The following is a 25,209-nucleotide window of genomic DNA, read 5'->3' as shown; positions in this document are numbered from 1 at the left end:
CAAAAGTGAATGTAAAAGTTTAGTTGAATCATGTTCATATTCTGTCGTTAGTAAATAATAATAGATGTAATTATTGTAATCTTAAATTATATAACAGAATTAATTATCTGAAATGATATTTTAAAAATTGTTATTAAATTGTCGTATTTTGTGCACAAAATCTTCAAAACTTTAAAACTGTATTTACTTTACTCTTTAGTTTATATAAATTGTGATATGTAACATTATATATGTTAAAAATATTTCAGTGAGGTGAGTTTATGGAAGGTAAGAAACAAAGGAAGTGGTATCAGTATTTAATACAACTTATCGTAGTTGCATTAATTGTTACTTCTATACCACTGAATGGGTTGGCAGAAACGGCACCACCGTTTACACCATCTCCAAATTCAGAACAAAGTCCAGAAGTGGAAAAGAAAGAGGAGCAGGAATTACCAGCTCCACATCCAGATCAATTAAAGAAGGATAAGGCTAAAGCACAGGCGAGTCCGACTGAGATTGTAGAAGAAAGAACGGAAACCGAAAAGGTTTTTGATAACAATGATGGTACTTTTACAAAGAGGGTATATACGGAACCGATTCATGCGGAGAAAGATGGAAAGCTAGAAGAGGTTTCACCAAAATTAGTAGAAGCACCAAATGAAAAAATTGTAACTGAAAATACAACATTAGAACCAGAGTTCGAGAAAGCGACACAAGATGGAAAGTACGTTCAATTTAAAGTAAAGGATCATACTATTCAGTATAAATTAATAAGTGCAAATGGTGAAAAAGGTGAAATGAAGCCATCACCAGTCACTGCAACACATGAAAATAATACAGTATGGTATAAAGAGATTTTCCCAAATATTGATTTAAAGAGTACGACATTCAATGAAAATGTAAAAGAAGATTTTGTATTACGTGAGTATACAGGACACCACATTTTTACATTTGCATTAGAAACAGATTTAACACCTAGCTTACAGGAAGATGGTTCAATCGACTTCCAAGATGAGAAAAAAGAAAAAGTATTCACATTGCCGAAACCATATATGAATGATTCCAATGTGGACCAGCAATCAGGCGAGGCTGTAACGTCAGATGCAGTTCGCTACAATATTGAGAAGAAAGATGAAAAAACATATACATTAACTGTTACTGCAGACCCGCAGTGGTTACAAGCACCAGAGCGAAAATATCCGGTATATGTAGATCCTTCAATTGAATTGGATAATTTTGAAAATGCTTACGCTTCAAGTGCGTATCCAACTGTCAATTATTCAGGGGGAAAACTTTGGGATTCAGGTCAAAATGCTTATACGTTAAAAGTTGGATATTATGATGGAGCATCTGGAACTAATTTTTCATTTATTAAACCAGATGTTTCAAACTTAAAGGGTGCAAAGATTGAAAGTGCAACATTCCATGCCTATGCAGTTTGGCATTATTATGCGAATCAACCAAATGGTGTTTGGTTAGATGAAGTAACAAGTGGATGGAATGTTGGAAGTGTAAACTGGAATAACAAACCAGGTTCTAACAACATTGCACACGCTGATGTGGGCCGCGGAAAATGGGCCCAGTTCAATGTAACGAATACAGTGAAAGCATGGGTAGAAGGCGCGAGACCAAACAATGGCTTTAAGCTACATGCAAATGGTAATGGTCAAAACCATTGGAAGAAATTCATTGCAGCTGAAAATGGAACGAATGCACCATTCTTGGAAGTGAAATATTCCTACGCAAAACCGAATAAGCCAAGAGTACAAGCTTACTCAAATGGAAGTGGGAGTGGTTCTGGTCACTTCAATGTACAATGGGACGCAGTTCCAGGAGCAACAGGTTATAAAGTTGCCATTTTTAATGGATATGACTATGAATATATTCCTGTTGGGAATGTGACAAGCTGGACGACGAAAGATAAAAAAATATTCCCGACGCCAGAAGAAATTGCACAAGGGCGTTACTGGATACATGATGATGGAAAAGGTGCAGAAGCGCCTACTAACCCAGGATAAATATATAAAAATGCTTACGAGTCAGGAGGTCCGTACGGGGATTATAGCGGAAGAAGTAGCTACTGGATTCGTATTGTAGCAGAGTATCCGTTTGGGGATAGTCCACTTTCAGATGAAATAGTTCCATTTATTCCATTAGAACAAGTGAAAAAGCCAGACGGATCGGCCTACATTAATGCGACAGATAAGGAAACAGGATATGTCACATTAAAGTGGGATGCAGTTCCAGCGGCTGCAGGCTATAAAGTTTGGATTTATAACGGAAAAGATTACGAAGCGTTCGACGTAGGAAATAAAACAAATTGGACAACGCAAAATGAGAAAATTTGGCCAACGAAAGATGAAATTGCAAAAGGCCAATATTTACTTCATCATGATAAAAAAGGTGCAGAATTAGCAGTTGATCCATCACCTGTGTATAAGAATTCTGGCGGAATTTATGCTGGCTTTAAAAATTATTGGTTCCGTGTAACAGCGTATAGTAAAGCCGGACATGCTGAAAGTGAAATTTCGCATGAATTTGTACCTAAATTTGCTCAAGACTTTGGGTTTATAGGGATGTTTGATTACTGGGCATCAGTTCCGGTACTAAATGGCACAGTGAATGCTACAAATGGTAACTTTATTATGAGTGAGAAAGATATTACGTTATCAGGGCGCGGACCGGATGTATCAGTAGAAAGAACGTATAATAGCCAAAGTAAAAAAGTAGGTTTATTTGGTACAGGTTGGTCTAGTGGATTAGAAGAAAGAATTTTGGCTGAAGGAAATGGAAACTTACTATTAATTTCTGCCGATGGCGCAAATATTACTTTTACTAGAACGGGAGATAATACGTATCAAGCCCCTACTGGTATATATTTAGAAATTAAACAAGTATCAGGCGGATATGAAATAAAAGATAAAGACCAAACGGTTACTTTCTATAAATCTGGAGATTCACAAGGTCGTATCCAGTATACAAAAGATAAATACGGAAATACGACGACATATGAGTATGATGGGGAATCACGTTTATCAAAAGTGAAAAATGCTTCTGGCAAAGAGTTAGTCGTACAATATGATGGAAATAATAAAAAAGCAGCAAGAGTAATCGGCCCAGATAGCAAAACGATTACATTTAAATATGATGGAGATTTACTCGTTTCTTCTACAACACCAGAAGGAAAAGTATATAAATACGGATATGATAATGGATTACTAACATCTATTTATGATCCGCAACATACCGATGCCAAACCATATAAAACATCGTATGCATACGAGAATAATAGATTAGTAAAAGTAACGGACCCATTAGGAAAAGCTACGACATTAGCATATAATACAGATGCGAAAGAAGTTACGTTAACGAATCCTAAAGGACGTAAAACTGTTTATACGTATAACGATGCTGGAAACCCAGTCAAAACAGTTGAAGATTCTGGACGTCTAAATTTAACGACAACGTATGAATATAATGCAAATAACCTAGTAAAAACAACAACTCCTAAAAATCAAACAGAAACAGCGACCTATGATGGTAATGGGAATGTAACTTCTGTTACTGATGAAATGGGAACAGAAAAGTTTGAGTACAATAAAGACAACGGGCTTATAAAAGCGACAGATAACGAAAATCGTGAAACAACAGTTGCTTATAAGGCTGCAAATACAGAAGTATCTGAAACAGACCAAGCAGCAAATACATCATCTTTCATGCAGTATGATCAGTTTGGAAATCCAATTGCGACAACTAGAGAGTTGGGAACAGGAGAAAACCTGATTCAAAATCCAAGCTTTGAAATGAATAACACTGAGAGATGGAATGAAGAGAAGACTAATAGTCATGGATCATTGAAAAAAGATGCAACATTCGCGCCGGGTGGATTGGGTGGATCTTCATCTTTACAAATGATAGTAAAGGCGCAAAACGCTGGTTGGGGATACCATAGTGCGATTCAAGATGTGGTAGTAGAACCAAATACAACATACACATTAAGTGGGATGATGAAAACATCATTAACTCACGCTGGTGCATTTTTTAATGTTCAGTTATTAAAAGAAGATGGAACCCCTCTTGGAAGTGGGAATAACTGGTTTGATACACGTCATAATAGGATAGAGGGCGAGAAAGATTGGACGAATCGCCAAGTAACCTTTAAGACAACAGATCAAACAAAAAAAGTTAGAATATATCTACAAGTTGATTATAATCGAGCAGATTCAAGTGGTTCCGCATGGTTTGATAAGATTCAACTAGAAAAAGGTGAAGTTTCTTCTAGCTTTAACCCAATTGAAAATAGTAGTTTAGAAAATATGGCGGGAAATGGCTGTATGCCAGGTTGGATTAGAGGAGATGGAACAAGCTGTGATCCGAAAGATGTTTCTCAGCAAGAGAGCTTTACGGGACATTCATCTATTGTATTAGAGCGTAGCCAATATGGTGGTTCAGATGTAGGATATGGCAAGCATATCACTATAAATCAGAAAAAAGCAGAACCAATTACGCTAACAGGAATGTCTAAATCAGTAAATGTAGAAAATACTGCACCAGATAAACTCTCTCGAGATTACTCTATTTGGGCAGATGTACATTATCAAGATGGTAGTGGGGAAAATTTCCAAGCGAAATTCCCAAGTGGGACAAATGATTGGAATCGTAGTGCGGTTGTAATCCCTGCCACTAAACCAATTAAACGTATGGAAGTTTATATGCTCTTTAGAAGAGAGAATAAAGGAAAAGTTTGGTTTGATGATATACGCCTATTAGAAGGAAACGCTCTTATTAAAAACGAGTACGACAACGATGGAAATGTTGTTGCGACGTATGATGAAGAAGGACAGAAAAATACATTCGCATACGATGCATCAGGAAATAAAAAGAGCGAGACAGATGAAAAAGGAAATACAAAACTATATGATTATAACAAAGATAATCTATTAACAAAGGTTACATTAAAAAATGGTACTTCTGTAAATTATCGTTATGATCATAATGGAAACACAACAGAGAAATCTGTCATGTTTGGTGGGAAAACACAAACACACAAATATGAATATGATGTAGATAATAAAAATACAGTGTATATCGACGCGTTAAACCGTCGTATTGAAAACACGTACGATGAAAATGCAAACAAGATTAAAACGAAAATGCCAAACGGTTCTATTTTAGAGTCTGTATATGATACAGCAGATCGCGTCGTTGGTGAAAAGCGTAATGGAAAAGATTCATTTACATTCGAACGTGATCAAAATGGACAAGTTACGAAAGTAAAAGACCATGTCAACGGCGTAGAACGTACAAAAACATACGACAAGGCAGACCGCGTTACAAGTGCAACAGATAGCCGAGGCGGAAAAATTGACTGGGCATACCACGACAAAGCAAACAGTAAGACAGAAAAACTAAAAGAACAAACAGTAACGCAAGGCGGATACACAAATAAAGTATCGTATGACTACAACACGTTAGATCAAAACATTCGTGTGACAGATGGTTCGCAAACGTATCGCTTTGATTATGATGATCAAGGAAATGTTCGTACGTATACAGCCGGAAATGGTTCAGGTTCTACCTTTAACTATGACCATGCGAACAAAATTAAAGATTTAGTAGTAGGTACATCGAGTGGTAATCTTCTATCTGAACGATATGAATATGACCAAGCAGGTAACCGTACGAAGATTAAACATGAAGGTACGGGCGGAAAAGTAACAGAAACAAACTTTGTATATGACCCGATTAACCAATTATTAAATGAAGTATTACCAAACGGAACAAGTAAATCATACACATATGATGGATTTGGAAACCGTACGAGTGTGAAAGTTGTAGAGAATGGAAAAGAAACAAAATCTATAGCGGCAACATTTAATGACGGAAATCAGCTTGTGAAATTCGGAAACGAATCGTTAACGTATGATGCGAATGGAAATCGTACATCTGATGGAAAGTACAAATATACATGGAATGAAGATGACCAACTTGTAGCTATCACAAAACAAGGTGAGAGTAATGCATTCGCAACTTATAAGTATGATGAGGATAATCGTCGTATTGAAAAGAGTGTAAATGGTCAAGTAACACGTTATTTTTATGATGGAGACAGCATTAATCCGTTATATGAGACGGATGGTAGTAGAAATGTTCTTCGTCAATATGTATACTCAACAAGTGGCGCGCGTCTAGCGATGAAATCAAAAGGACAAACGTTATACTACCACTACAACCCTCGTGGTGATGTCATTGCGATGACAGATCAAAATAGAGAAGTTGTAGCAACGTATGAATATGATTCATGGGGTAACGTATTAAAGAGCGACGCAAAAGGTATCGCAGCAGATAATCCATTTGGATATGCGGGATACATGTATGATAAAGAGATTGGCATGTATTATCTAATTGCGCGTTATTATAATCCAGATCATGGTGTGTTCTTATCGGTGGATCCAGATCCGGGTGATAGTGATGATCCTGTTACGCAAAACGGATATACGTATGCAGATAATAATCCAGCGATGATGACGGATCCTGATGGGCATGCACCTTGGCTTATTCCTGTAGCGATAGGTGGCTATAGAGCTTATAAAGGATACAAAGCAATTAAAAAAGTTAATAATTATAATAAGCAAATTAAGAAAATAAATAAGCAGAAAAATAGGCATTCAAATAGTAAAAGAAACCCTCAATTATATCATGGATATGAAATATACAATAAACATACCCAACAAGTCGTTAAAGTTGGGATTAGTGGGAATAGAATTAAAAAAAATGGAAAATCATCGAGAGCAGAAACTCAGGTAAGAAACTTTAATAAAAATCATGGTAATCAATTTGCCTCACGTATAGTTAGAAAGAATTTAAGAGGAAGGTATAATGCTGAAACGTGGGAAAAGAGACATGTGAATTATATTAATATGAAACAAGGGAAGAAGTTGACTAAACCTTTTCATAGTAGACCTTAAAATAGAAATAAGATTAGATAAGGTGTGATGATATGGCAATAATAAAAGATATTCAATTATCGTTATTAAAAGAATACATTAATAATCCAATGGAAAAGAGAATGCATCATAATATTAGTAGATTATGTGAGGATGAAATCTTCTTCAAACAAACTAGATGTATTACGTCTTTATACAGTAGGTTACTTCCAAGATTAGTAACAAAATATGAAAAGGGTATCCTAATACATTGTGTAGAAAATATGGATTTATTAAATGAATCAGAGAGAGCATGTCATGTATTTCCAGAGTATATTAATATATTTTTGGGATTTGATAGCGAAAAGTATTTTTCACTTATTTCAGATAGAGAAAAAAAAGAATTAGTACTTAACCTGATACATGCTGAAATGAAAAAAATTGCAGAACAATATAATTGGGATTTAGAATCGTTGGAAGGCGTGTACAATAAAATAGTAGATTTAAATTATACTAATCATTTTAGTTATAAAAAAAAGAGTAGCACAAATAAAAAATATATGTGCAGTATAATTTGTGAGCATGAGGTATCATATGCTGATATTTATTTAGAAATAAAAACGTATAGAAGTAAAAAGTTAATAAAAAAAGAACTTCTGGTTAGAGAAAAAGAAACATATGAAGCAGAAATACTTAGGCATGTAGGGAAAATACTTTGGACATTGGATCATAAAGTTACAATTATGGATGAGAGAAATCAAACGGGATGGATACTCACATTTTTGGAAAAAGAACATATATCAGATTTGATTTGGAAGCTTGAGAGAATTGAAAATTAGACTAGATGATTTAGATATATGAAAGAATAATAGAATATTTAGTGGCAGAAATCGATATAAACGGGTAAAGAATTAGTATGTGAAAGAGAATAAGTAGAGTAATAATTAACAAAGGGAAAAGAGCTCATATAGGCTCTTTTCCCTTTGCATATATTAATCCTTAAAAATACACATAGAACTATGAAAACCCAAGGACAAATGTTCTATAATTTTCATAAAGATTTAGTTACAATGACAGATAGATAAAAGTAACGAAATTTATCGTTTTGATTAAGGAATTCTTTTCAGTTAAATTTAATTATAAAAATAGGGAGATGGTGTATAGTTGATTAAATTGATTAAACAAGAAAAGGGTAAAATCTTGTACTGGGAAGTATGGGAAGAAGATAAGAAAACTTTAATTGTACATTGCGGCTGTGTTGGTGATACAGGTGAAGTGTATGAAATAGAACTGTACCCATTTCAACGTGTTGAAAAAGAAATGAAAGAGTTAGCAGATGAACATTTGGCGGATGGTTATAAGGAACTCGATGAGGAAGAATTGATAGAATTTGTTTTACAATATCATTATAAAGACAATCAGTTGGAAGCAGCGTTGGAAAAACGACAACAAGTTCAAGAGATTATGGATGAAGCATTGGGGTGGTCTGGAAATGGCCATTGTGATGGTGGAGATATTGGTAGTGGGACAATTAACATATTTAACTTTGTAATTGACGTTGATAAAGCGTTGAAGACAATTCTAGATGAACTAGAAAATCAGCAGTTGTTAGATGGTGTGAAGATTGCTTATGTGAACGATGAGGAAGATTATGTGCAGGTTTATCCTAGTGAAGGTGAATTTAATTTACTATAAATCTACTGAGTAGAGGTGCCGAATGTATGTATCAGGAGTAGGTATTTTTGAAGATAATCTATCTGAAGATATAAAGTTTGATTTCCAAGATTTGATTAGTGAAGGCTATAGCTCAGAAGAAGCTACTGAGATGATGGTGAATACATATATTTCATCTTTACGAAAACATGAGGAAAATATTTTTTGGCTAGCGTTGGCTGCAATTCAATGGGAACTAGGAAGATTGAATCCTCAAGTTAAGGAAAAAGCCATTTGTATTATTGAAAGTAAATCAGATTTAAAACGATGGTGGAGAGAACCAGAATTAAAGAAGAAAAGAGAGCTTGTTTTGGAGAAATTAAAAAAAAATTTAGTTTCACCTTTGCCAGAACCGAAAAAGGTAAAAAGAAGAGTGGTTCTAAAAACTGAGCTTGAAATTGGAGATGTCATTACGTATCGGTTATTAAGCGGGCAGTACATTATACTAAAAGTCGTGGGTGTGAATGAGTATGCTGGAAATGCATATCCAATATTGATGTTATGTGACTGGATTGGACGAGATATTCCTGATAAAGATGAAATTCTCACGATGGAAATGAAAGAAGGATTAAATCAATATTTTCAAAAAGGATTTCAGTACATAGAAGTGTTTCCATTAAAGAAAAAGAGTTATCCAAAAGAACGTATTCGCCTTGTATATAAAAATATAGAGGTACCGTCAAGGGATGCATATCCAATTATGTCTATGGCATGGGATGAGTTTGATGATGATATTGAAGAATATTATGAATTAAAATAAAAAAAGATAAAACATGAAATATAAAATGCACCCAAAGTATTGAGTGCATTTTTTTACAATCTTTATATATTTTGCTGCATTAATTCCAAAATGTGCATCACAATATAACATGTGAAATTTTAAAATACCAGTTAATACCCGATTGATTTAACTAATAAAATAATGAGTGGAGGATGAAGCCCCTCACTCATTAAAGTTTCACTTTATTTTTTCTCTACCAATTTCTTATTCTTCCAATCTAGTGTGAACAATTTATTAAATGTTTTTTGATCAACGTCTTTTACGTTGTTTCCAACCCAGTTTGCAGTTCCGAATGTGTAGCCTGGACGAAGTTGGTAGTCGTCGGCGTGTTTTGTATAAGCGACCTGTAAGTTAGATTGATCTGTATTTTTTTCAGAGATAACAACAGCAATCATACCAGGAGAGAAACCGCTATTTGTTAATGCTGGAAATTGATCCATCGGTATTAAATTACCTTTTGCATCAGATTCATATAGGTATGTGCGAGAGTACATGAACAGTTGGTTTCCATATAAAGAATGATAGGAGTCACGTGTGTAAATACCCCAGTTTTGATTGTTATATCCGTTAAAGAATACGTTCCATTTTACGTTTTTGTTCGTTTGGTCAATTAAATTTGTTTTATAACTAGTTTGTTTATAGCTTACAGAGTCAGACCAAGTGACTTGACCAGTTGCACCAGCTTCACCGCTAGGTCCATTAGGCGTTACAGAAGCTTTAACAGAGCCACCAAGTTGATAAGATACACTAGATGTTACAGTCGTTTCTTCTACAGCATTTGTAGGTGCTACGTTAAAGAAACGAGCGCTGTTATCTTGAAGGTTAAATGCAACATCATATTGTGAAGGATAACGTAATGTTGCACTAGCGCCAGGGATTGGGTAGTTATCAATAGGTGCATCACTTATAGTAGGATTTGCTTTTAGAAAACTACCAGTTGTATTAATAACGGCAATCTGTTTATCAGCGCTTGGGTCATCGATAAAAGTTACCTTTAAAGACATTGTCATATTATCAGCTTGATCATTATTAAATGTATTATAGCTCGTATGTGTTTTTGCGTTTTGTCCGATATCTGTTACAACTTGTGATGTTGTTTGAGCATAAGCAGCAGGTGTTGAAAGAGTTACAGCGCTACTAGCAAAAACAGCGGATAATGCTAAACATTTTAAGTATGTTTTAGAACGTTTCATACAATCACTTCCTTTTATCTTTGTCGATATATGTCGTATTACATTTATATCGTAACATGAAAATAAAACGGAATGGATGGTTATGCATAATTGCATAGGTGAGTTTTGAAGGATAAAGATAATAGAATTTCATCCAACGCTTAAGACTCAAAAATGTCCATTACAGCCGTTCTTAAAAATTTTAAGACAATATGTTTATCAATGTTCTTATTCTGAAGATTGAAGCGCTTAATATTTACGTTATAAGTGCATAACAAGATATAATAGAAGAAATGAATAAGGAGGCTAGTTGTGAAGAATCTTCGTTATCTCAATATATTTACGATATTAATTATATACACACTACTTATGTTTTACATTGGCTGGAACGGATGGGTTTGGCTTCATGCGGTATTTGGCTGGGAATCTTGGGGATATTATGCTTTCATAGTCGCATTTATTTCATATGCGTACATTCTCGTGCAAGTGTTTAAGTTTTTGCCATTTCTGCGAACGATCGGTTCAATTTGGTTTGCGGTCATACAATATGCGCTTATGTTGTTGCCATTAGCTAATATTATGGTCTTTCTTTTACAGTTTTCAGTAGAGAAAGAAGCGGCAATTATTTGGACAGGGGCGGCTGTGATAGTTGCATTTATCTTTATCTTTGCGTATGGAGTATTTAATGCGTATAGTCCGGTAGTAAGAAAGTACGAGGTGCACATACCGAAAAAGGTAGAGGGGCGTAAAAGTTTACGCATTGCGATGGCTTCTGATATGCATTTCGGTAAACTGTCTGGCGTTTCGCATTTAAAAAGACTTGTTCGTCATGTAAATGAGATGGAACCTGATATTATTTTACTGCCAGGTGATATTATCGACGATCATCCAGGTGTGTTCATTCAAAAGAATATGGGACCAATCATGAAACAAATGAAAGCACCATTAGGCGTATATGGCGTATTAGGAAACCATGAATATTACGGCAGAGCAGTTCCAGAGTTTTTACAAGAGATGGATAAGATTGATATTCGTATTCTTTTAGATGAAGTAATTACAATTGAAGATGACTTTTATCTCGTTGGAAGAAGAGATAAAACAGAGCGAGATCGCCGAAGCTTTGAACAATTAATGAGTACGGTAGATAAATCGATGCCTGTTATCGCAATGGATCACCAGCCATTTGAGTTGAAACAAGCAGCAGCGTCAGGTGTAGATTTATTATTATCCGGTCATACGCACCGCGGACAAATGGCGCCCAATCATATTGTAACGAGAAGAATGTACGAGCTAGACTGGGGATACGCACAAAAAGGCGCATTCCACGCGATTGTTTCTTCTGGATTTGGCTTTTGGGGACCACCGCTTAGACTTGGAAGTAGGTCGGAGATTGTGCAGGTAGAAGTTACGTTTGAATAAGGTTAAATAAAAGGGATTATACATATTAATCATGTATAATCCCTTTTATTTTTTATTTCTCAATCGCGCTCTTTACTTAAATATAATCTCAATTAGTTGTTGTGGATGTGCATTAATTAATCCATGAACAATAATAATTACCCATACCTTACGATAACGCGCCCACAAATATCCAAGGAATAGACCTACGATACCAAGGTTCACAATGACCGTAGCTGTATCAATATCCCAATGACCAGAGCCATGTAATGCGATATGCCAGCTTGCCCATAACAATGATGTAAGAAGAATAGCCGGCCAAGTACCTAGTAATAATTCCAAACGTGTTTGCAACCAAACTCTATAAAAAATCTCTTCAAGTAGACTATTTATAAGAAACCCTACAAGTAAAATGGAGATTAAAATCGTGGGTTCCATTTTCATTGAAACAAATGGTGTAGAGAATATAGAAAAGAAGTTGAAGTAACCCCAGATTATAATGACAATAAGTGGTGTAAACTGATACCATCTAATATCCCCTGTTGATTTTACTTGCTTTGGTCGTTCTTTTTTATAAAACAAAAGCAGCATTAATGGAGTGAATAATAATAAAATAATTTTAAATATCATAAACCACAATTGTAATGCCATTCCTTCAAAGTTCGTGGTGAGAAGACAAATCGTGAAGAGGGAGCCACTTAAGAATAAGATAGCAGTTTGAATTATGATGCACCTTGGTTCAAATTGTTGAAGGGGATTATAGTTTTTATGATGAAATGGTAGGAAACGGACAAGGAGTATACCGACAATAACAGGGATCCACTTGTACCAAAAAGGGATTGTGCCCTTATGATCTCCACTGTAACGAATGTTCGTTTCTCCAATCCATATAAGCCAAAGAGATGAAAGCAAGATAATAAGCATAATGATACCGCCAATTAACTTCCCCGCTTTTGGAAAATAACTGTCCATAGTTATCCGACCTTTCATATTATAATTGTAAGTCAGTTTCTAATTGACTCTATTCGTTGCTTTTTTCTTTAATAAATATGTATGTATAAATCTATTAAAACAAAAAAGAGGGGGTGTGAAAATATTTTCTTTTTTATGATTGAACTTGATAAGAATAGGAGAACCTGCTTTTTTTATAAAAACAAAACGTTTATATTCAAATTGCAGAATAGTATATTTACGCTTCTTCAAAAAAGAGATAATATAAAAAGACTTTGCTTGAAAAGGGGGATTGTAAGTGATCATATCAGATGTACTATACGGAAAATTTGAAGTGGATGCAGTGCTAGAAGAATTATTTTTAAGTAAGCCTATGCAAAGACTAAAGGGAATTCATCAAGCAGGCGCAAGTTACTTAATGAACGAGAAATGGAATGTAACTCGTTTTGAGCATTCAGTGGGTGTTATGTTATTAGTGAAAAAACTAGGTGGTTCAGTAGAAGAACAGATTGCTGGTTTACTGCATGACGTATCGCATACTGCTTTTTCCCACGTGATTGATTACGTTTTTGATAATGAAGATGAAAGTTACCATGAAGAGATATTTAGTTCTGTTGTGAAAAAATCAGAAATTCCAGCGATCCTTGCGAAGCATGGTTATAACTATGAAGATATTTTATTAGATGATTCGAAGTGGACATTACTAGAAAGGTCAGCACCAGAATTATGCGCAGACCGAGTGGATTATACATTACGAGATATGTATACATATGGGTATATTTCTTTAGAAGAAGTTCACAGTTTTTTAGAGGATGTCATCGCAGTAGAGGGGAAAATGGTTCTTCAAAGTATTGAAATGGCAGAGTGGTTTACAGAAACGTATTACAAAGATGTAATCGATTTTTTTATGAAGCCAATTAATATTTACGGAAATGAGATGTTAGCGAAAACGTTAAAGTTAGCTCTTCATAAAAAGGTCATTCATGCAGATGATTTTCTCCTTGAAGATGATGAGCTTATTTCGAAATTGCAGCAATGTAATGACCCCGAAGTAGAAGATTTATTAAGCAAAGTTCATCCAAATGTAAAAGTAAAAGAAGATAGAAACGATTATGATCTACATAAGAAAAATAAAGTTCGTCTCATTGATCCGCCGTTACTTCGAGAAGGTGAAGTTGTTCTATCGTCTGTTGTGTCAGAAAACATAAGGAAGATGAGTGGGGTCGCTTATGAAAAAGCGGTGAGAGGGATGTATGTGAAAGTGATTGCGGATTAGCAAAAAGAAGGTATCATCACATAAGATGATACCTTCTTTTTATTCATCCAATATTTTCCATTCATTTCCCCAGTCCTTCATCGCGTCAAAAATAGGACGGAGTGTTTCGCCTTTTTTTGTTAGTGAATATTCCACGTGAGGTGGCATAGTTGAATAGATTTTTCTCTTTATAATATTTTCTTGTTCAAGTTCTTTTAAGCGAAGAGAGAGTGTGCGTGGGCTAATGCCACTTAGACGTCTTTCAAGCTCAGCAAAACGTTTAGGACTATAGAACAAATCTCTTAAAATTAAGAAAGTCCACTTTCCACCTATTACAGACATTGTTTTTTCAATGGGACATTTCAATAAAATTTCATCGTTTTTATTTTCCATATAAACACTCCTTACTATATAAAAGTATAGGTACTATATAAAAAATCAGTACTTTTATAATTAAAGTACTTTCTTTATTATAGTTCTAAAGGAATATATAGGTAAATTACTAATTTTCGGAAGGGGAGTTAGCAAGTGGGTGGGGTGGCTAGTAGAAATTCAGATGTTCAAACAAAAGAGAAATCGGGTATTATCATTTTAATTGCTTTGGCAATAGGATTTATTATGGCAACGTTAGATGTAACAGTAGTAAATGTTGCAGTGGTGAATATTCAAGAAACATTAGGACTGGCATTGTATAGTTCGACATGGATTGTCGACGGATATATTTTATCTTTTGCGGCATTATTATTGGCTGGGGGGTCATTAGCCAATCGATTTGGAGCAAAAAAAATATATATGATTGGTTTAATTATTTTTGTGTTCGCATCTCTTTTATGTGCGATTGCTACAACTGGGAACATTCTTGTTATGGGGCGGGTAATTCAAGGTGTTGGAGCGGCTTTATTTATGCCAAGTTCACTTAGTTTATTAGTAGTATCATTCCCGGATGAAAAGAAGAGAGCTAAAATGTTTGGTATATGGTCGGCAATTGTATCCATTGCTTCTGGTACGGGTCCTTTTATTGGTGGCCTTTTAGTAAATACATTTGGTTGGCGAAGCATTTTTATTATAAACCTTCCAATTGGGATGATTGGTATTGTAGTGGCTTTTGTAATTATTCCAAATGTTTTACCGGAAAAGGAGAAAATAAATGTAGCGAATCATTTAATCGGTATAATTGCAATAACATTATTGGCGTTTACTCTAATTGAAGGTCCAAGTTATGGATGGTCCTCGTCTCAAATTTTAGGAGGAATAGTAGGGACGGTATTAACCGCTATTCTCTTTGTTTATGCAGAACGAAAGTCAAAAAACTCGGTTGTGCCAAGAGTGTTGTTCCAAAACGAGACGTTTACCTCAGCGAATATAGTTGGGTTTCTAATAAACTTTGCTTTATTTGGCGGAATATTTATGTTTGGACTCTTTTTACAAAAAGCATACGGAGCAAGTCCATTTGTAGCAGGATTACAACTATTGCCGATGATGAGTGTATTTGTTATTGGAAATTTATTATTTGCAAAAATGGTGACTAAGTTTGGCTCAAACTTGCTATTATTCATAGCGTTATTTATAGCTAGTATAGGATCTGTATTATTAATGTTTCTAGTGAAAAATGTGAGTTATATAGGAATTGCACTCATTTACAGTGTTGTTAATCTTGGAATCGGTATAGCAGTACCTGCCATGACTACAATTGTAATGAAATCTGCCGGTCGTGAAAATGGCAATATGGCTGGAGCAACTTTAAATGTAAATCGTCAAATTGGTGCATTAGTCGGTATAGCGATTATGGGAATCATTTTAAATGAATCATCGAATTGGTACAGAGGGGCAAGCTATAGTTTTTTAGTTATTGGGCTTTCCTATCTATGTGCAGCATTTTTAGTTTGGAAGTTTGTGGAGAGGGAATAAAACAAGTAGAGCATCACTTCTAGATGCTCTACTTGTTTCACATTACTGGTCAAACCAATTCCAAATCTCAATATCTCCAAGAGTCGCATAACGTACGTGCGGGGAGTTTTGTAATTTTAATAACTCTTTCGACGGGCCAGTAATAACAATTCCGTATACTTTTACACCGTTATCGTTTACATACTGATAGCGATTATCTAAGTTCAGCTCTTTTTCATGAGTTCGAGTAGTTTTACTTACAGTTTCTTTATGTTCAGAAAGAATACGCATCATTTCTATTACTTCATCTTCTTTTGTCTTTGGTCGTTTTGCTTCATTATCAGGGAAATTTATATGCTCTCGAAATCCGATAACCTCTCCGCCATGTAGGATAAAATCTTCTTCATTTATTCTTTCTTGTCCTGTGTCTAAAGCGTACCATACAGGAGTTGGCGGCATTTCTTGCGCTTCAAATACGCTATATAAAAGAGATTCTAATTCTTGTAAAGTGTAAGATTTATCGAAAGATATCGCTACTTCTGCAACGGTTCCATCGTCTACCTTCCCAAGAGTACCCCATACCTTTTTTGATACTTCCTTTAAATGGTCTCCTTGCTTTATTTTCGGATGAACAAAGGAAAGTTTTTTTGAATAGGTTTTATTTTCCCAAGATGGATTTGAGACAGTTACAGACGACAAGAAACTACGCGTTGTTACTGTACCGATTGGAATTTCTTTTTTGCCGACCGTTTTATATAAATCCATTTCATTTTCTGTACGGAAAAAGGGTTTAATCTTTGTGCTGCCTCCAGCGGAACGACTATTTGGCATTGTTGCTTCTAGTGCGAGTGATGGAATCTCAATTACTTCGACTAACTTTTTCATATTATAGAAGTAAAAAGAAGATGAAAAATGACCGATAAAATAGATTGCTATACAAACAGCAAGAACAAAACTAACAGTTTGCCAACGCTGTTTCCATTTTATTTTCCAAAATGGGACATTAAGATTTTGTGGTGGTAGTCTTTTCTTGATCGGTGCACTCTTCGTAAGCAATTCATCCAAATACACTTCACATTCCTCACAAGTCTCTATATGATTTTCTAATTCTTCTTGTTCATCACGTGTGAGTGTTCCTTTTTCGTACTTCTCCCATAGTTTATTAAATGCTGCACAACCCATCTGTATCACTCCTCTATGTTTCTCGCTTCTTTCCGTCCGCGGTGTAATTCAATTTTCACTTTCGCTAATGAGAGACCAGTCATTTCTGCTATTTCCTTATAGGAGAATCCATAGTAATCTCGTAGTAGCAGGGCATTTCGTCTTTCGAGCGGAAGAGAAGATAAACTGTCTAACCAACTAGCAATCTCATGTTTTACGAAATATTCATGTTCTGTACTTGGCACGTTTGGTAAATGGAATTCTGCAACTTCTGTTGTTTTATATTTCTTTTCTTTACGATACCAATCGATAAAGGCATTGTAGGCAATCGTAAATAACCACGGCCTAATTTTTTCTCCTTTATAATAGTCAATATGGACGAGCATTCGGTAAAATGTTTCTTGCATGAGATCTTCCGCATAGTGGGAATCTCCGGTTAGGGAGAGAAGATAGTGAAATAAATCTTGCATATGCTCTGAGTAAATTTCTTCTAATGATTGTTTGCGTTTCACTACATTTCCCTCCCTTCATATATAACAACGAAATACATATAAAAAAGTTACAATTTTTTATGGAATTATAGTAAAAAACGTCAAGAATTGGATTGCGTTCTCTTTTATCATAATACATATAAGGCGGGTGAACAGAGATGGAAAGCTATGAAACACAAATTCAAAGGTCAATTGATTATATTGAGGAAGATGTAATGGAAAAACAAACGCTGCGTAATTTAGCGCGGGTTGCAGGTTTTTCTGAGTCTCATTTTCATCGTGTATTTCAGGCGTTAGTAGGTGATACGGTAATGGAGTATGTTCGAAAGAGGAGGTTAGCCCGGGCAGCTTATCAACTTTCTCATACGGATGAAAAAGTTATTGATATCGCGTTTGAACATGGCTTTCAATCTCACGAAACGTTCACGAGAGCCTTTAAAAAATTATTTCAAATGACACCGAGTGAATATCGAAAACAAGAAATCGAAACACCGATGTATTACAGAGTGAATGTAAAGCAAAGAAAATTAAATCCGTATTTAGGAGGCATACAAATGGAATATCGTATTGTAAATAAACCAGAATTTTTAGTGGCGGGTTATGAACTGAAGACGACAAGTAAAGAAGGGAAAAACCATCAAGACATTCCAGCATTTTGGCAAGAATATTTACAAAAAGATCTTGGAACGACGATTCCGAATCGTAAAGATACGAGCCAATGGGTAGAGCTTGGATTATGTACTGATTTTAATTTAGAAACAGGAGACTTCACTTATATTATCGGAATGGAAGTTACAGACTTTGAAAATGTACCAAATGAAATTGCAAAGCGTACTTTCCCGGCAGCAACATATGCAGTATTTACAACGCCGAAAGTTCCTCATGAAGAAATGGTATCGTCTATCCACCAAACTTGGAATGCAGTATTCTCAGAATGGTTCCCGCATTCAGGGTATGAACATTGCGGAGTTACAGAGTTTGAACTGTACGATGAGCGTTGTCACGAAGATAAGAGTGAGTTTGCACAAGTAGAGCTTTGGATACCGGTGAAGAAAAAATAATAGGGTAAGAGCGAATCATTGGGAGATGGTTCGCTTTTTTATAAGTGGATTGTTAAATTTGTATTGTTTTATCTGTAATACATATGAAAATGGTAAAATAAAGTAGCAATTAAATATTGCGGGTGGAAGGTTATGCCCTTTCTTCATTTTGTGAAGAAAGGAGGTGTAATCGTATGGAATTTCTTTTGCAAATTTTGTTGGAAATTACAAAAACTATAGCTAGAGAAGGTATAGTTTTTGCATTTAAGAAATTAACGGCAAAAAAGCGCAAAAAGAAGACCACCCGTCTGCCTGCGAAGCGTGGGAAGTCTTCTAAGCGCAAATAAGCTTTAGTTGCAACCTTCCACCTTGCGGTAATTAGTTGCAGTGACGGGGTGTTGGAAGCACCTCGTCTACTTCATTTTATGCAAAACTTAGTTAGTTTATACTTCTATTTATAGTATAACAGTTTAGAAATGTATTTGTTAATAGTTTTATTTTTACTTTGTATAGTAGGGAAGCAGGTTAGTATTGTCGGTTTTTGTCGGTAAGTCGATATATCTAGAAAATCGCTGATATAATTCGAGTTGCGCTGATATATTCAAAAAATCGCCGATATAATTTCATATACCTCTAAAACACCTCAAAAAAAACGATCCACATAATTTCAATTACAGTAAAATCATCCTAGAAAAGAAAAAAGACGCCACATAGCGTCTTTCCTACGAACGAAACGGAAATACAAGAATAATCGTCGTTCCTTTTCCGAGTGCACTATCAACGGAAATTGTTCCGTTATGAGCATGAACGAGCTGTTTTGTAATGGCTAGGCCAAGTCCAGTTCCGATGTTGCTTTCTTCTGTGTTTGTTCCGCGGTAATATCGTTCAAATAGAAGTTCTTTCGTTTTTTCATCCATTCCTTTTCCGTCATCTGAAATGGAGAGTGTAAAGGAATTAGCGTTTTGTGATAATTTTACGATGACAGTAGTTGTTTCGTTATTATGTTTTACAGCATTTACGAGTAAGTTTTCGATAATACGCTGGAACCATTTTTCTTCAATGAAATATTGAATTTTATTTGAGCTCGGTACGAATTCAATATTTTGATTTTGGAGTGTTGGATTGTTAATAAATTGCAATAACACTTTTTGAACGAACTGATTGATTTCAACGTTTACGTGTTGGGCAGGAAGGCTGTTATTTTTTAATTGATACGTTAAGCTTAAATCATCAATTAATGTCGTCATATATTGAGATTTCTCTTTCATAACACTACCAAATTGCTGAATATCACGATCAGTCCAGTTATATTGATTCGATTCGAGTAATAATGCGTAGCCATATATAGAGCTAAGTGGTGTTTTTAAGTCGTGTGTTAGACCGGTAATCCATTCTTCTCGTGTTTGCTGGAGGACTTGCCTCATCGCATCATTTTTTTTGAGTGTAATAGAAAGGTGTTCTAGTGAACTTGTTACATCTCTAAACAAACGGAATGACCATTTTTCTTTACCAGATCGCCGGAACCTGACGGGTTTTCCTTTTTTACTAATAGGTTCTTCATACTTTCCACCAGCGATATTTTTAAGCCAGCGCATCGCATGTAATAACGGTTTCCCGAATTTATTACCGTACCAAATAGAAAGAATGACTAAATAAACAAATACGATAAGAAGGATTAATCCGCATCCGATGAGAAACTTCTTAGTAAATACATCTTCAATTTCGTCACCTGGATAGTAGTGCTCATTTTTTGCAGTTACAACGAGAAGGTTGCCACTATTTGCATCGTAAAAGCTAGACGTATTTTCTTTATGATTCCACGGTTCTTTTTCATTAAGGGCGATTTGTATTGCTGAAAATGTTTTTTTCTTTCCAGCTGGATAGGCAAAAACCTCTTCGCCATTTTGATTAAATATTTGAAGTGCTGCTTTTTCTTTAGACAGTAACTGTTTTTCTTGATCTGTTAATGTGAACGAATCCATCGTTAAAGAGGAGTGATCCTTTTGAATTGCTGTCAGTAACGCATTGCTTTTTAACATACCACCATAAATAACAAGTACTTTCTTTTCTTCTAATTCAATTTCCCAATATGTAAATTTATAATTACTTTCGATATGATGTTGTATATATGCGACTAAAGATGTCTTCGTATAAGCATTCGGAACATCATTTGGTGTATTAAAGTGGTAGAGGATTTTTCCGTTTTCATCTACAACTTGGAGCCAATCATTTTTCTCCTTTATTAAATCTTGCACTTCAGATTGTAACGAAATATGCCCATCTTCTGAAGAGATGTATCTTGAAATTGTAAAACTATCAGAATCTGGAATGTTAGGTTCGTATAAAGTACTAGTAAGAAGAAAAATTAAATAAGTAAAAGCAGCAACTACAGCGATAAGTAATGTAACTAAAACAAAAACGTGTTGCATGATAAATTGAATAATAAGTCGTTTATTAAAATTCATATCGTCACCCTACTTTGTAACGAACTTATAACCAAGCCCGCGAACGGTTTTTATATATTCTGGTTTACTTGGATCATGTTCAATTTTTTCACGTAGTTTTCGAATGTGGACCATAACAGTGTTGTCATCGCCATTATAGGCAGGTGCTCCCCAAACTTTTTCGTATATTTCCTCTTTCGAAAATACGTAGTTCGGATTCTCGCAAAAGAAGAGTAGTAGTTGAAAGAGTTGAGCGGAGCATTCGACAATGTGCCCATCTACTGTTAGTTCTGCAGAGTGCTGATCAATTTCAAATCTTCCAAATGAAATCGAGTGTGATTTTTGTTCGTGTGGTACGGTTTGTTTCATATGTCTCCGAAGCTGTGCTTTCATGCGTGCTACTACTTCTAATGGATTAAATGGTTTCGTAATATAATCATCTGCACCGTATGAAAATCCGGATATTTTATCTAAATCAGATGCTTTTGCTGATAGGAAGAAAATTGGACAATCTGTTTGTTGGCGAATGATTGGACAAATATCAAAACCAGATTGTCCAGGAAGCATTACATCTAAAATAATTAAATCGTAATTGTTTTGCTTAGTTAGAGATAAAGCCATTTCAGCTGATGTTGCAGTTGTAATATGAGAAAAGCCTTCTTTTTCAAGAATGGTAGTTAGTAATTGTAAAATTGCTGTTTCATCATCAACGAGTAAAATATTTGCTTGGTACATAAACATCCCTCCTAATTTTCTCGAATATCATATCATCATTTTGTAACTTATGGAATTTTTAAGGAAATTTTAAGGTTTTCTTTCGCAAAAAATTAAGAATCAAATGATATGATAAAAGTAACATAGGGGAGGAGATGAGTGTGAACCCGTTTCAAGTGATGCGAGCTAGATATTTTTTAATTGTATTTGCACTATTAATTTTAATAGCGAGAAGTAGTGGCGATTTGCTAACAAGTATATTTCATATACAAAATTCTTCTTTTATAAATATCCTTATATTCTATATCCTTCCGATGGTATGGATTTCTTATGAGTATAGAAAGCACCACATTTCATTTTCATTATTTGTTAATAAAAATGAAACATTTAACTTGGTACAAGTTTTATACATTACGGTTATGTTATGCATGTTTAGTTACGGGTATCTTATTTTGTATATGTATAGTTTTGCATGGATTACACCGGACTTTATTATGAACGCCCTGCATGAACCAATTGTAGATAGTACTGGGGGATATGTATCTCAAGTCATTAGGGTCGTATTCATCGCACCAATTATCGGGGAATTTGTTTTTCGCGGATTTTTACTTCAACGTTTTGCAACAAAATGGGGAACGAGCATAGCGACCATCGTTGTAGCAATATTGTTTGCGTTGTTACATGTTGATTTCCTCGGTGCAGCCATATTCAGCATCGTATTGTCAATCGTATATATTCGTACGAAAAGTTTACTCATGCCAATTGCAATACATATGTTAAACAATGCATTTGTAATAGGTGCGTCTTTTCTAATAAGTAGAGAAAAAATTATGAGTTTTGCCGATTTCTCAAATTATACGACATTCTTTCCTGGACTTCTTATTTTTATAACAGGATTAAACTTAGTACTTATCTTTTTATTTGTTAATCGTAAATATTGGAGTAAAGAAGTGCCAGTTATATATGCAGAGCAGGAAAAGAGCTTTTCAGATGTAGTCGGGAGTAAATAAGATGAAGAAGACGGTTGAAAAAATATTAAAAGACATTATAGATTCTACGTCTATTACAGATATGTGTGATAAAAGCGTTTGTCATTGGCTTCAACCTGTAGTAGATACGATTGTGTTTCCAGAGTATTACGTATTTTCTAGTACTCATTTAAAAGAAAATATTATTTCTCTTCTTATTGTGTTCGGGGTTTTACTAATATTTGGTCTAATTGTAGAAGAAATGATGAAGCGCATCTTCAAAAAGAATGAAGAGAAGTATATGTGGATTCATAAAGTATTCGAGAAAGTAATGGTGGCTTTCCTTTTGTTTTATGGTATGAAAACAATCATTTACTTTATAGCTTTGAAACATCATTAATTCGAAATTTGAAAGGGATGTATAAAATTATATGAATGAAACGATATCATCAAATAAGTTTTTTTATTTGATTTTACTTAGTCTAGTGTTAATAACGACAGTGAATGTTATTTTGCGCTGGGAGGAAGCTTACTTTTTCATGTATTTAGCGCTCCATTTGTTGGGGATTTTATGTATAAGTGGTGGAGTCGTTACTGAAAAAAAGAATGAAGAAAGCGTTAACTATATGTGTGTGATCGGTCTTGTTTTACTTTTAGCTGTACAGGGTATTATGAAATATAGTTCTTTCTCTTTACAAGATTTTAGTTTATTAATAGATGTACTTCCTTAAAGAGGCTTTTTATGTTATCTAAAAAGCAAGTAGGGTACGTGCTGGTTTGTAAGTGCGATTCTTATTCCGGATTATGAACCGAAGAAAGTGTTTAAAGATAGGTAAAACTCTTCTTATGTAGAAGAGTTTTTTTATGTAAATAAAAAGATCCAGAGCAATTCACATAATAAGCTTGTTCTAATTTAGCGTGTACGAACTTACAATAATAATAGACAGGCAGCATAGAGGAGGGAATAGCGTGAGGAAGGTTATCGGTTGGTCGCTTTTTTTGTACGTTGGATTTGCGTTACTTATATATTGGTATTTATTTGGATGGAATCATGAACTTATTCCGGACATGTATAAGGGAACGAGTGCAGATCCAGAAACGTTTATGAGTGCTAGAGAGCTTACGCTAAGCCAAGATTATTCGCGCGTGAAAAATTTACTATACTTTTTAGCGACGCCTCTTGAATGGATTATTTTATTATTTGTACTTGTGCTAGGTATTTCAAGAAAGTTTGAGAAATGGTCGAAGGAAACGACTAAAATAAGTGTTTTGCAAGTTGCGATTTATTTCTTTTATTTATCATTATTGACAACAGTGCTTGCCTTACCGATGCAATGGATTGGCCGGAAAGTGTCCGTTGATTACGGCATTTCAACGCAAAGTACACAAAGCTGGATAAAAGATCATGTTATCGGTTTTTGGGAAAGTTATGCGACTATGTTAATCGTAGTTACCGTTCTATTATGGCTTATCCGTAAATTTCCGAAGAGATGGTGGCTAGCAGGATGGGCGCTCTCTGTTCCATTTACAATCTTTTTAACATTCATACAGCCTGTCGTTATTGATCCACTGTATAACGACTTCTCGACGCTGAAAAATAAAGAATTAGAAACGAAAATTTTAGCGATAGCAGACAAAGCGGACATTCCTGCTAAACACGTATATGAAGTAAATATGTCAGAAAAAACGAATGCATTAAATGCTTACGTAACAGGAATTGGCCCTAACGCCCGTATTGTAATGTGGGATACAACACTTAAGCAGTTAAAAGATAAAGAGATTTTATTTATAATGGCCCATGAAATGGGGCATTATGTTATGAAACATATATATTTTGGCGTTGCAAGTTATGTATTGCTATCGTTTATAGGTATGTTTTTAATTAGTCGTATTATAAATATGTGTATTCGCAAATGGGGAGATACATTGCAAATTTCAAAAGTGGCATGTTTCTCCATTTTACCTTTATTTTTCTTAATTTCTTCTATACTCTCTTTTGCAGCACAACCAGCAACAAACTATGTTTCACGTATAGAAGAAAGAGCGGCAGATCAATATGCTTTAAATATGACGAAGGATGGGAAATCTGGTGTGAAAACTTTTCAATATTTATCAAAAACAAGTTTAAGCCAAGTAAATCCGCCTGCGTTAGTGAAATTTTTCTTATACACGCACCCACCAATTTTTGAAAGAATTCATACGTTTGAACAATATGAGAAACAAAGCAAAAAGGAGTAGCATGATAGCTACTTCTTTTTTTATAGAGATATAAGTTTCATATTGGGAATATTTATCATTGCTTTTTATTGTGATTTTGTAAATAATA

The 25,209-nt window shown here is 34.8% G+C and carries 19 protein-coding genes and 2 pseudogenes; 13 read left to right on the top strand and 8 right to left on the bottom strand.

What is annotated here, in order from left to right; all coding sequences use genetic code 11:
- The first annotated feature begins 260 nt into the window (after positions 1-260).
- From ACTFO4_RS21480 to ACTFO4_RS21465, 4 genes and pseudogenes are all read left to right on the top strand, one after another.
- Positions 261-6,950: pseudogene (locus ACTFO4_RS21480) on the top strand (DNRLRE domain-containing protein).
- Between the two features lie 32 nt (positions 6,951-6,982).
- On the top strand, positions 6,983-7,747 hold the full coding sequence (locus ACTFO4_RS21475; protein WP_326234774.1) for a hypothetical protein: 765 nt from the start codon (positions 6,983-6,985) through the stop codon (positions 7,745-7,747).
- A gap of 325 nt (positions 7,748-8,072) precedes the next feature.
- On the top strand, positions 8,073-8,603 hold the full coding sequence (locus ACTFO4_RS21470; protein ID WP_326234775.1) for a hypothetical protein: 531 nt from the start codon (positions 8,073-8,075) through the stop codon (positions 8,601-8,603).
- Positions 8,604-8,625: 22 nt separating this feature from the next.
- Positions 8,626-9,381, top strand: a complete 756-nt coding sequence (locus tag ACTFO4_RS21465; RefSeq protein WP_326234776.1) for a hypothetical protein — start codon at positions 8,626-8,628, stop codon at positions 9,379-9,381.
- A gap of 203 nt (positions 9,382-9,584) precedes the next feature.
- Here the strand turns inward: ACTFO4_RS21465 and cytK2 are convergent, their stop codons facing one another.
- On the bottom strand, positions 9,585-10,595 hold the full coding sequence (gene cytK2, locus ACTFO4_RS21460) for a beta-channel forming cytolysin CytK2 (protein ID WP_326234777.1): 1,011 nt from the start codon (positions 10,593-10,595) through the stop codon (positions 9,585-9,587).
- Between the two features lie 143 nt (positions 10,596-10,738).
- Positions 10,739-10,852, bottom strand: a pseudogene (locus ACTFO4_RS21455) (TetR family transcriptional regulator); the annotation flags it as partial.
- A gap of 34 nt (positions 10,853-10,886) precedes the next feature.
- On the opposite strand from ACTFO4_RS21455, the gene ACTFO4_RS21450 reads away from it, so the two are divergent.
- On the top strand, positions 10,887-11,993 hold the full coding sequence (locus ACTFO4_RS21450) for a metallophosphoesterase (RefSeq protein ID WP_440014483.1): 1,107 nt from the start codon (positions 10,887-10,889) through the stop codon (positions 11,991-11,993).
- A gap of 72 nt (positions 11,994-12,065) precedes the next feature.
- On the opposite strand, the gene ACTFO4_RS21445 is transcribed toward ACTFO4_RS21450, so the two are convergent.
- On the bottom strand, positions 12,066-12,944 hold the full coding sequence (locus ACTFO4_RS21445; protein WP_326234779.1) for a CPBP family intramembrane glutamic endopeptidase: 879 nt from the start codon (positions 12,942-12,944) through the stop codon (positions 12,066-12,068).
- A gap of 277 nt (positions 12,945-13,221) precedes the next feature.
- Between ACTFO4_RS21445 and ACTFO4_RS21440 the strand changes: the two genes are divergently transcribed.
- Positions 13,222-14,199 (top strand): HD domain-containing protein, encoded by a 978-nt coding sequence (locus ACTFO4_RS21440; RefSeq protein WP_326234780.1) that lies wholly within the window; start codon positions 13,222-13,224, stop codon positions 14,197-14,199.
- Between the two features lie 39 nt (positions 14,200-14,238).
- On the opposite strand, the gene ACTFO4_RS21435 is transcribed toward ACTFO4_RS21440, so the two are convergent.
- Positions 14,239-14,571, bottom strand: coding sequence for a winged helix-turn-helix transcriptional regulator (locus tag ACTFO4_RS21435; RefSeq protein ID WP_064532861.1), 333 nt, complete (start codon positions 14,569-14,571; stop codon positions 14,239-14,241).
- A gap of 135 nt (positions 14,572-14,706) precedes the next feature.
- Between ACTFO4_RS21435 and ACTFO4_RS21430 the strand changes: the two genes are divergently transcribed.
- Entirely contained in the window at positions 14,707-16,086 is a 1,380-nt protein-coding gene (locus ACTFO4_RS21430) for an MFS transporter (protein WP_440014484.1), read from the top strand.
- Between the two features lie 42 nt (positions 16,087-16,128).
- Here the strand turns inward: ACTFO4_RS21430 and ACTFO4_RS21425 are convergent, their stop codons facing one another.
- Positions 16,129-17,247, bottom strand: coding sequence for an anti-sigma factor (locus tag ACTFO4_RS21425; RefSeq protein WP_326234782.1), 1,119 nt, complete (start codon positions 17,245-17,247; stop codon positions 16,129-16,131).
- Between the two features lie 5 nt (positions 17,248-17,252).
- Positions 17,253-17,738 carry an RNA polymerase sigma factor gene (locus tag ACTFO4_RS21420; protein WP_326234783.1) on the bottom strand — a complete coding sequence of 162 codons (486 nt, stop codon included), beginning with the start codon at positions 17,736-17,738 and terminating at the stop codon, positions 17,253-17,255.
- 137 nt (positions 17,739-17,875) lie between these two features.
- On the opposite strand from ACTFO4_RS21420, the gene ACTFO4_RS21415 reads away from it, so the two are divergent.
- Both ACTFO4_RS21415 and ACTFO4_RS21410 read left to right on the top strand, forming a co-directional pair.
- Positions 17,876-18,778, top strand: a complete 903-nt coding sequence (locus ACTFO4_RS21415) for an AraC family transcriptional regulator (RefSeq protein WP_000446855.1) — start codon at positions 17,876-17,878, stop codon at positions 18,776-18,778.
- A 173-nt stretch (positions 18,779-18,951) separates the two neighbouring features.
- Positions 18,952-19,104 (top strand): hypothetical protein, encoded by a 153-nt coding sequence (locus ACTFO4_RS21410; protein ID WP_326234784.1) that lies wholly within the window; start codon positions 18,952-18,954, stop codon positions 19,102-19,104.
- 375 nt (positions 19,105-19,479) lie between these two features.
- Here the strand turns inward: ACTFO4_RS21410 and ACTFO4_RS21405 are convergent, their stop codons facing one another.
- Positions 19,480-21,222, bottom strand: coding sequence for a sensor histidine kinase (locus tag ACTFO4_RS21405; RefSeq protein ID WP_001010450.1), 1,743 nt, complete (start codon positions 21,220-21,222; stop codon positions 19,480-19,482).
- 9 nt (positions 21,223-21,231) lie between these two features.
- Positions 21,232-21,936: a response regulator transcription factor gene (locus ACTFO4_RS21400; RefSeq protein WP_000283871.1), complete on the bottom strand. Its 705-nt coding sequence runs from the start codon at positions 21,934-21,936 to the stop codon at positions 21,232-21,234.
- A gap of 140 nt (positions 21,937-22,076) precedes the next feature.
- Between ACTFO4_RS21400 and ACTFO4_RS21395 the strand changes: the two genes are divergently transcribed.
- From ACTFO4_RS21395 to ACTFO4_RS21380, 4 genes are all read left to right on the top strand, one after another.
- Positions 22,077-22,925 (top strand): CPBP family intramembrane glutamic endopeptidase, encoded by an 849-nt coding sequence (locus ACTFO4_RS21395; protein WP_001067987.1) that lies wholly within the window; start codon positions 22,077-22,079, stop codon positions 22,923-22,925.
- Position 22,926: 1 nt separating this feature from the next.
- The gene (locus tag ACTFO4_RS21390) at positions 22,927-23,283 is read left to right on the top strand and encodes a hypothetical protein (RefSeq protein WP_000754338.1); all 357 of its coding nucleotides are present in this window, start codon (positions 22,927-22,929) and stop codon (positions 23,281-23,283) included.
- A gap of 31 nt (positions 23,284-23,314) precedes the next feature.
- Positions 23,315-23,614 carry a DUF2101 family protein gene (locus tag ACTFO4_RS21385; protein WP_001006050.1) on the top strand — a complete coding sequence of 100 codons (300 nt, stop codon included), beginning with the start codon at positions 23,315-23,317 and terminating at the stop codon, positions 23,612-23,614.
- Positions 23,615-23,852: 238 nt separating this feature from the next.
- The gene (locus ACTFO4_RS21380) at positions 23,853-25,121 is read left to right on the top strand and encodes a M48 family metallopeptidase (RefSeq protein ID WP_001233314.1); all 1,269 of its coding nucleotides are present in this window, start codon (positions 23,853-23,855) and stop codon (positions 25,119-25,121) included.
- The last annotated feature ends 88 nt before the right edge of the window (positions 25,122-25,209 follow it).

It is taken from the genome of Bacillus cereus group sp. MYBKT14-1 (genome assembly GCF_051915185.1).
Taxonomy (GTDB): Bacteria; Bacillota; Bacilli; order Bacillales; family Bacillaceae_G; genus Bacillus_A; species Bacillus_A cereus.
Note: the sequence above shows the minus strand (reverse complement) of the source record. Positions and strands in the feature narration are given on the sequence as shown.

What these genes read in the sequence shown, in the direction of transcription:
- cytK2 (WP_326234777.1), bottom strand. Translation starts at nt 10,595, where the DNA reads ATGAAACGTTCTAAAACATACTTAAAATGTTTAGCATTATCCGCTGTT.
- ACTFO4_RS21385 (WP_001006050.1), top strand. Translation starts at nt 23,315, where the DNA reads ATGAATGAAACGATATCATCAAATAAGTTTTTTTATTTGATTTTACTT.
- ACTFO4_RS21465 (WP_326234776.1), top strand. Translation starts at nt 8,626, where the DNA reads ATGTATGTATCAGGAGTAGGTATTTTTGAAGATAATCTATCTGAAGAT.
- ACTFO4_RS21425 (WP_326234782.1), bottom strand. Translation starts at nt 17,247, where the DNA reads ATGGGTTGTGCAGCATTTAATAAACTATGGGAGAAGTACGAAAAAGGA.
- ACTFO4_RS21400 (WP_000283871.1), bottom strand. Translation starts at nt 21,936, where the DNA reads ATGTACCAAGCAAATATTTTACTCGTTGATGATGAAACAGCAATTTTA.
- ACTFO4_RS21415 (WP_000446855.1), top strand. Translation starts at nt 17,876, where the DNA reads ATGGAAAGCTATGAAACACAAATTCAAAGGTCAATTGATTATATTGAG.
- ACTFO4_RS21410 (WP_326234784.1), top strand. Translation starts at nt 18,952, where the DNA reads ATGGAATTTCTTTTGCAAATTTTGTTGGAAATTACAAAAACTATAGCT.
- ACTFO4_RS21475 (WP_326234774.1), top strand. Translation starts at nt 6,983, where the DNA reads ATGGCAATAATAAAAGATATTCAATTATCGTTATTAAAAGAATACATT.
- ACTFO4_RS21390 (WP_000754338.1), top strand. Translation starts at nt 22,927, where the DNA reads ATGAAGAAGACGGTTGAAAAAATATTAAAAGACATTATAGATTCTACG.
- ACTFO4_RS21435 (WP_064532861.1), bottom strand. Translation starts at nt 14,571, where the DNA reads ATGGAAAATAAAAACGATGAAATTTTATTGAAATGTCCCATTGAAAAA.
- ACTFO4_RS21405 (WP_001010450.1), bottom strand. Translation starts at nt 21,222, where the DNA reads ATGAATTTTAATAAACGACTTATTATTCAATTTATCATGCAACACGTT.
- ACTFO4_RS21445 (WP_326234779.1), bottom strand. Translation starts at nt 12,944, where the DNA reads ATGGACAGTTATTTTCCAAAAGCGGGGAAGTTAATTGGCGGTATCATT.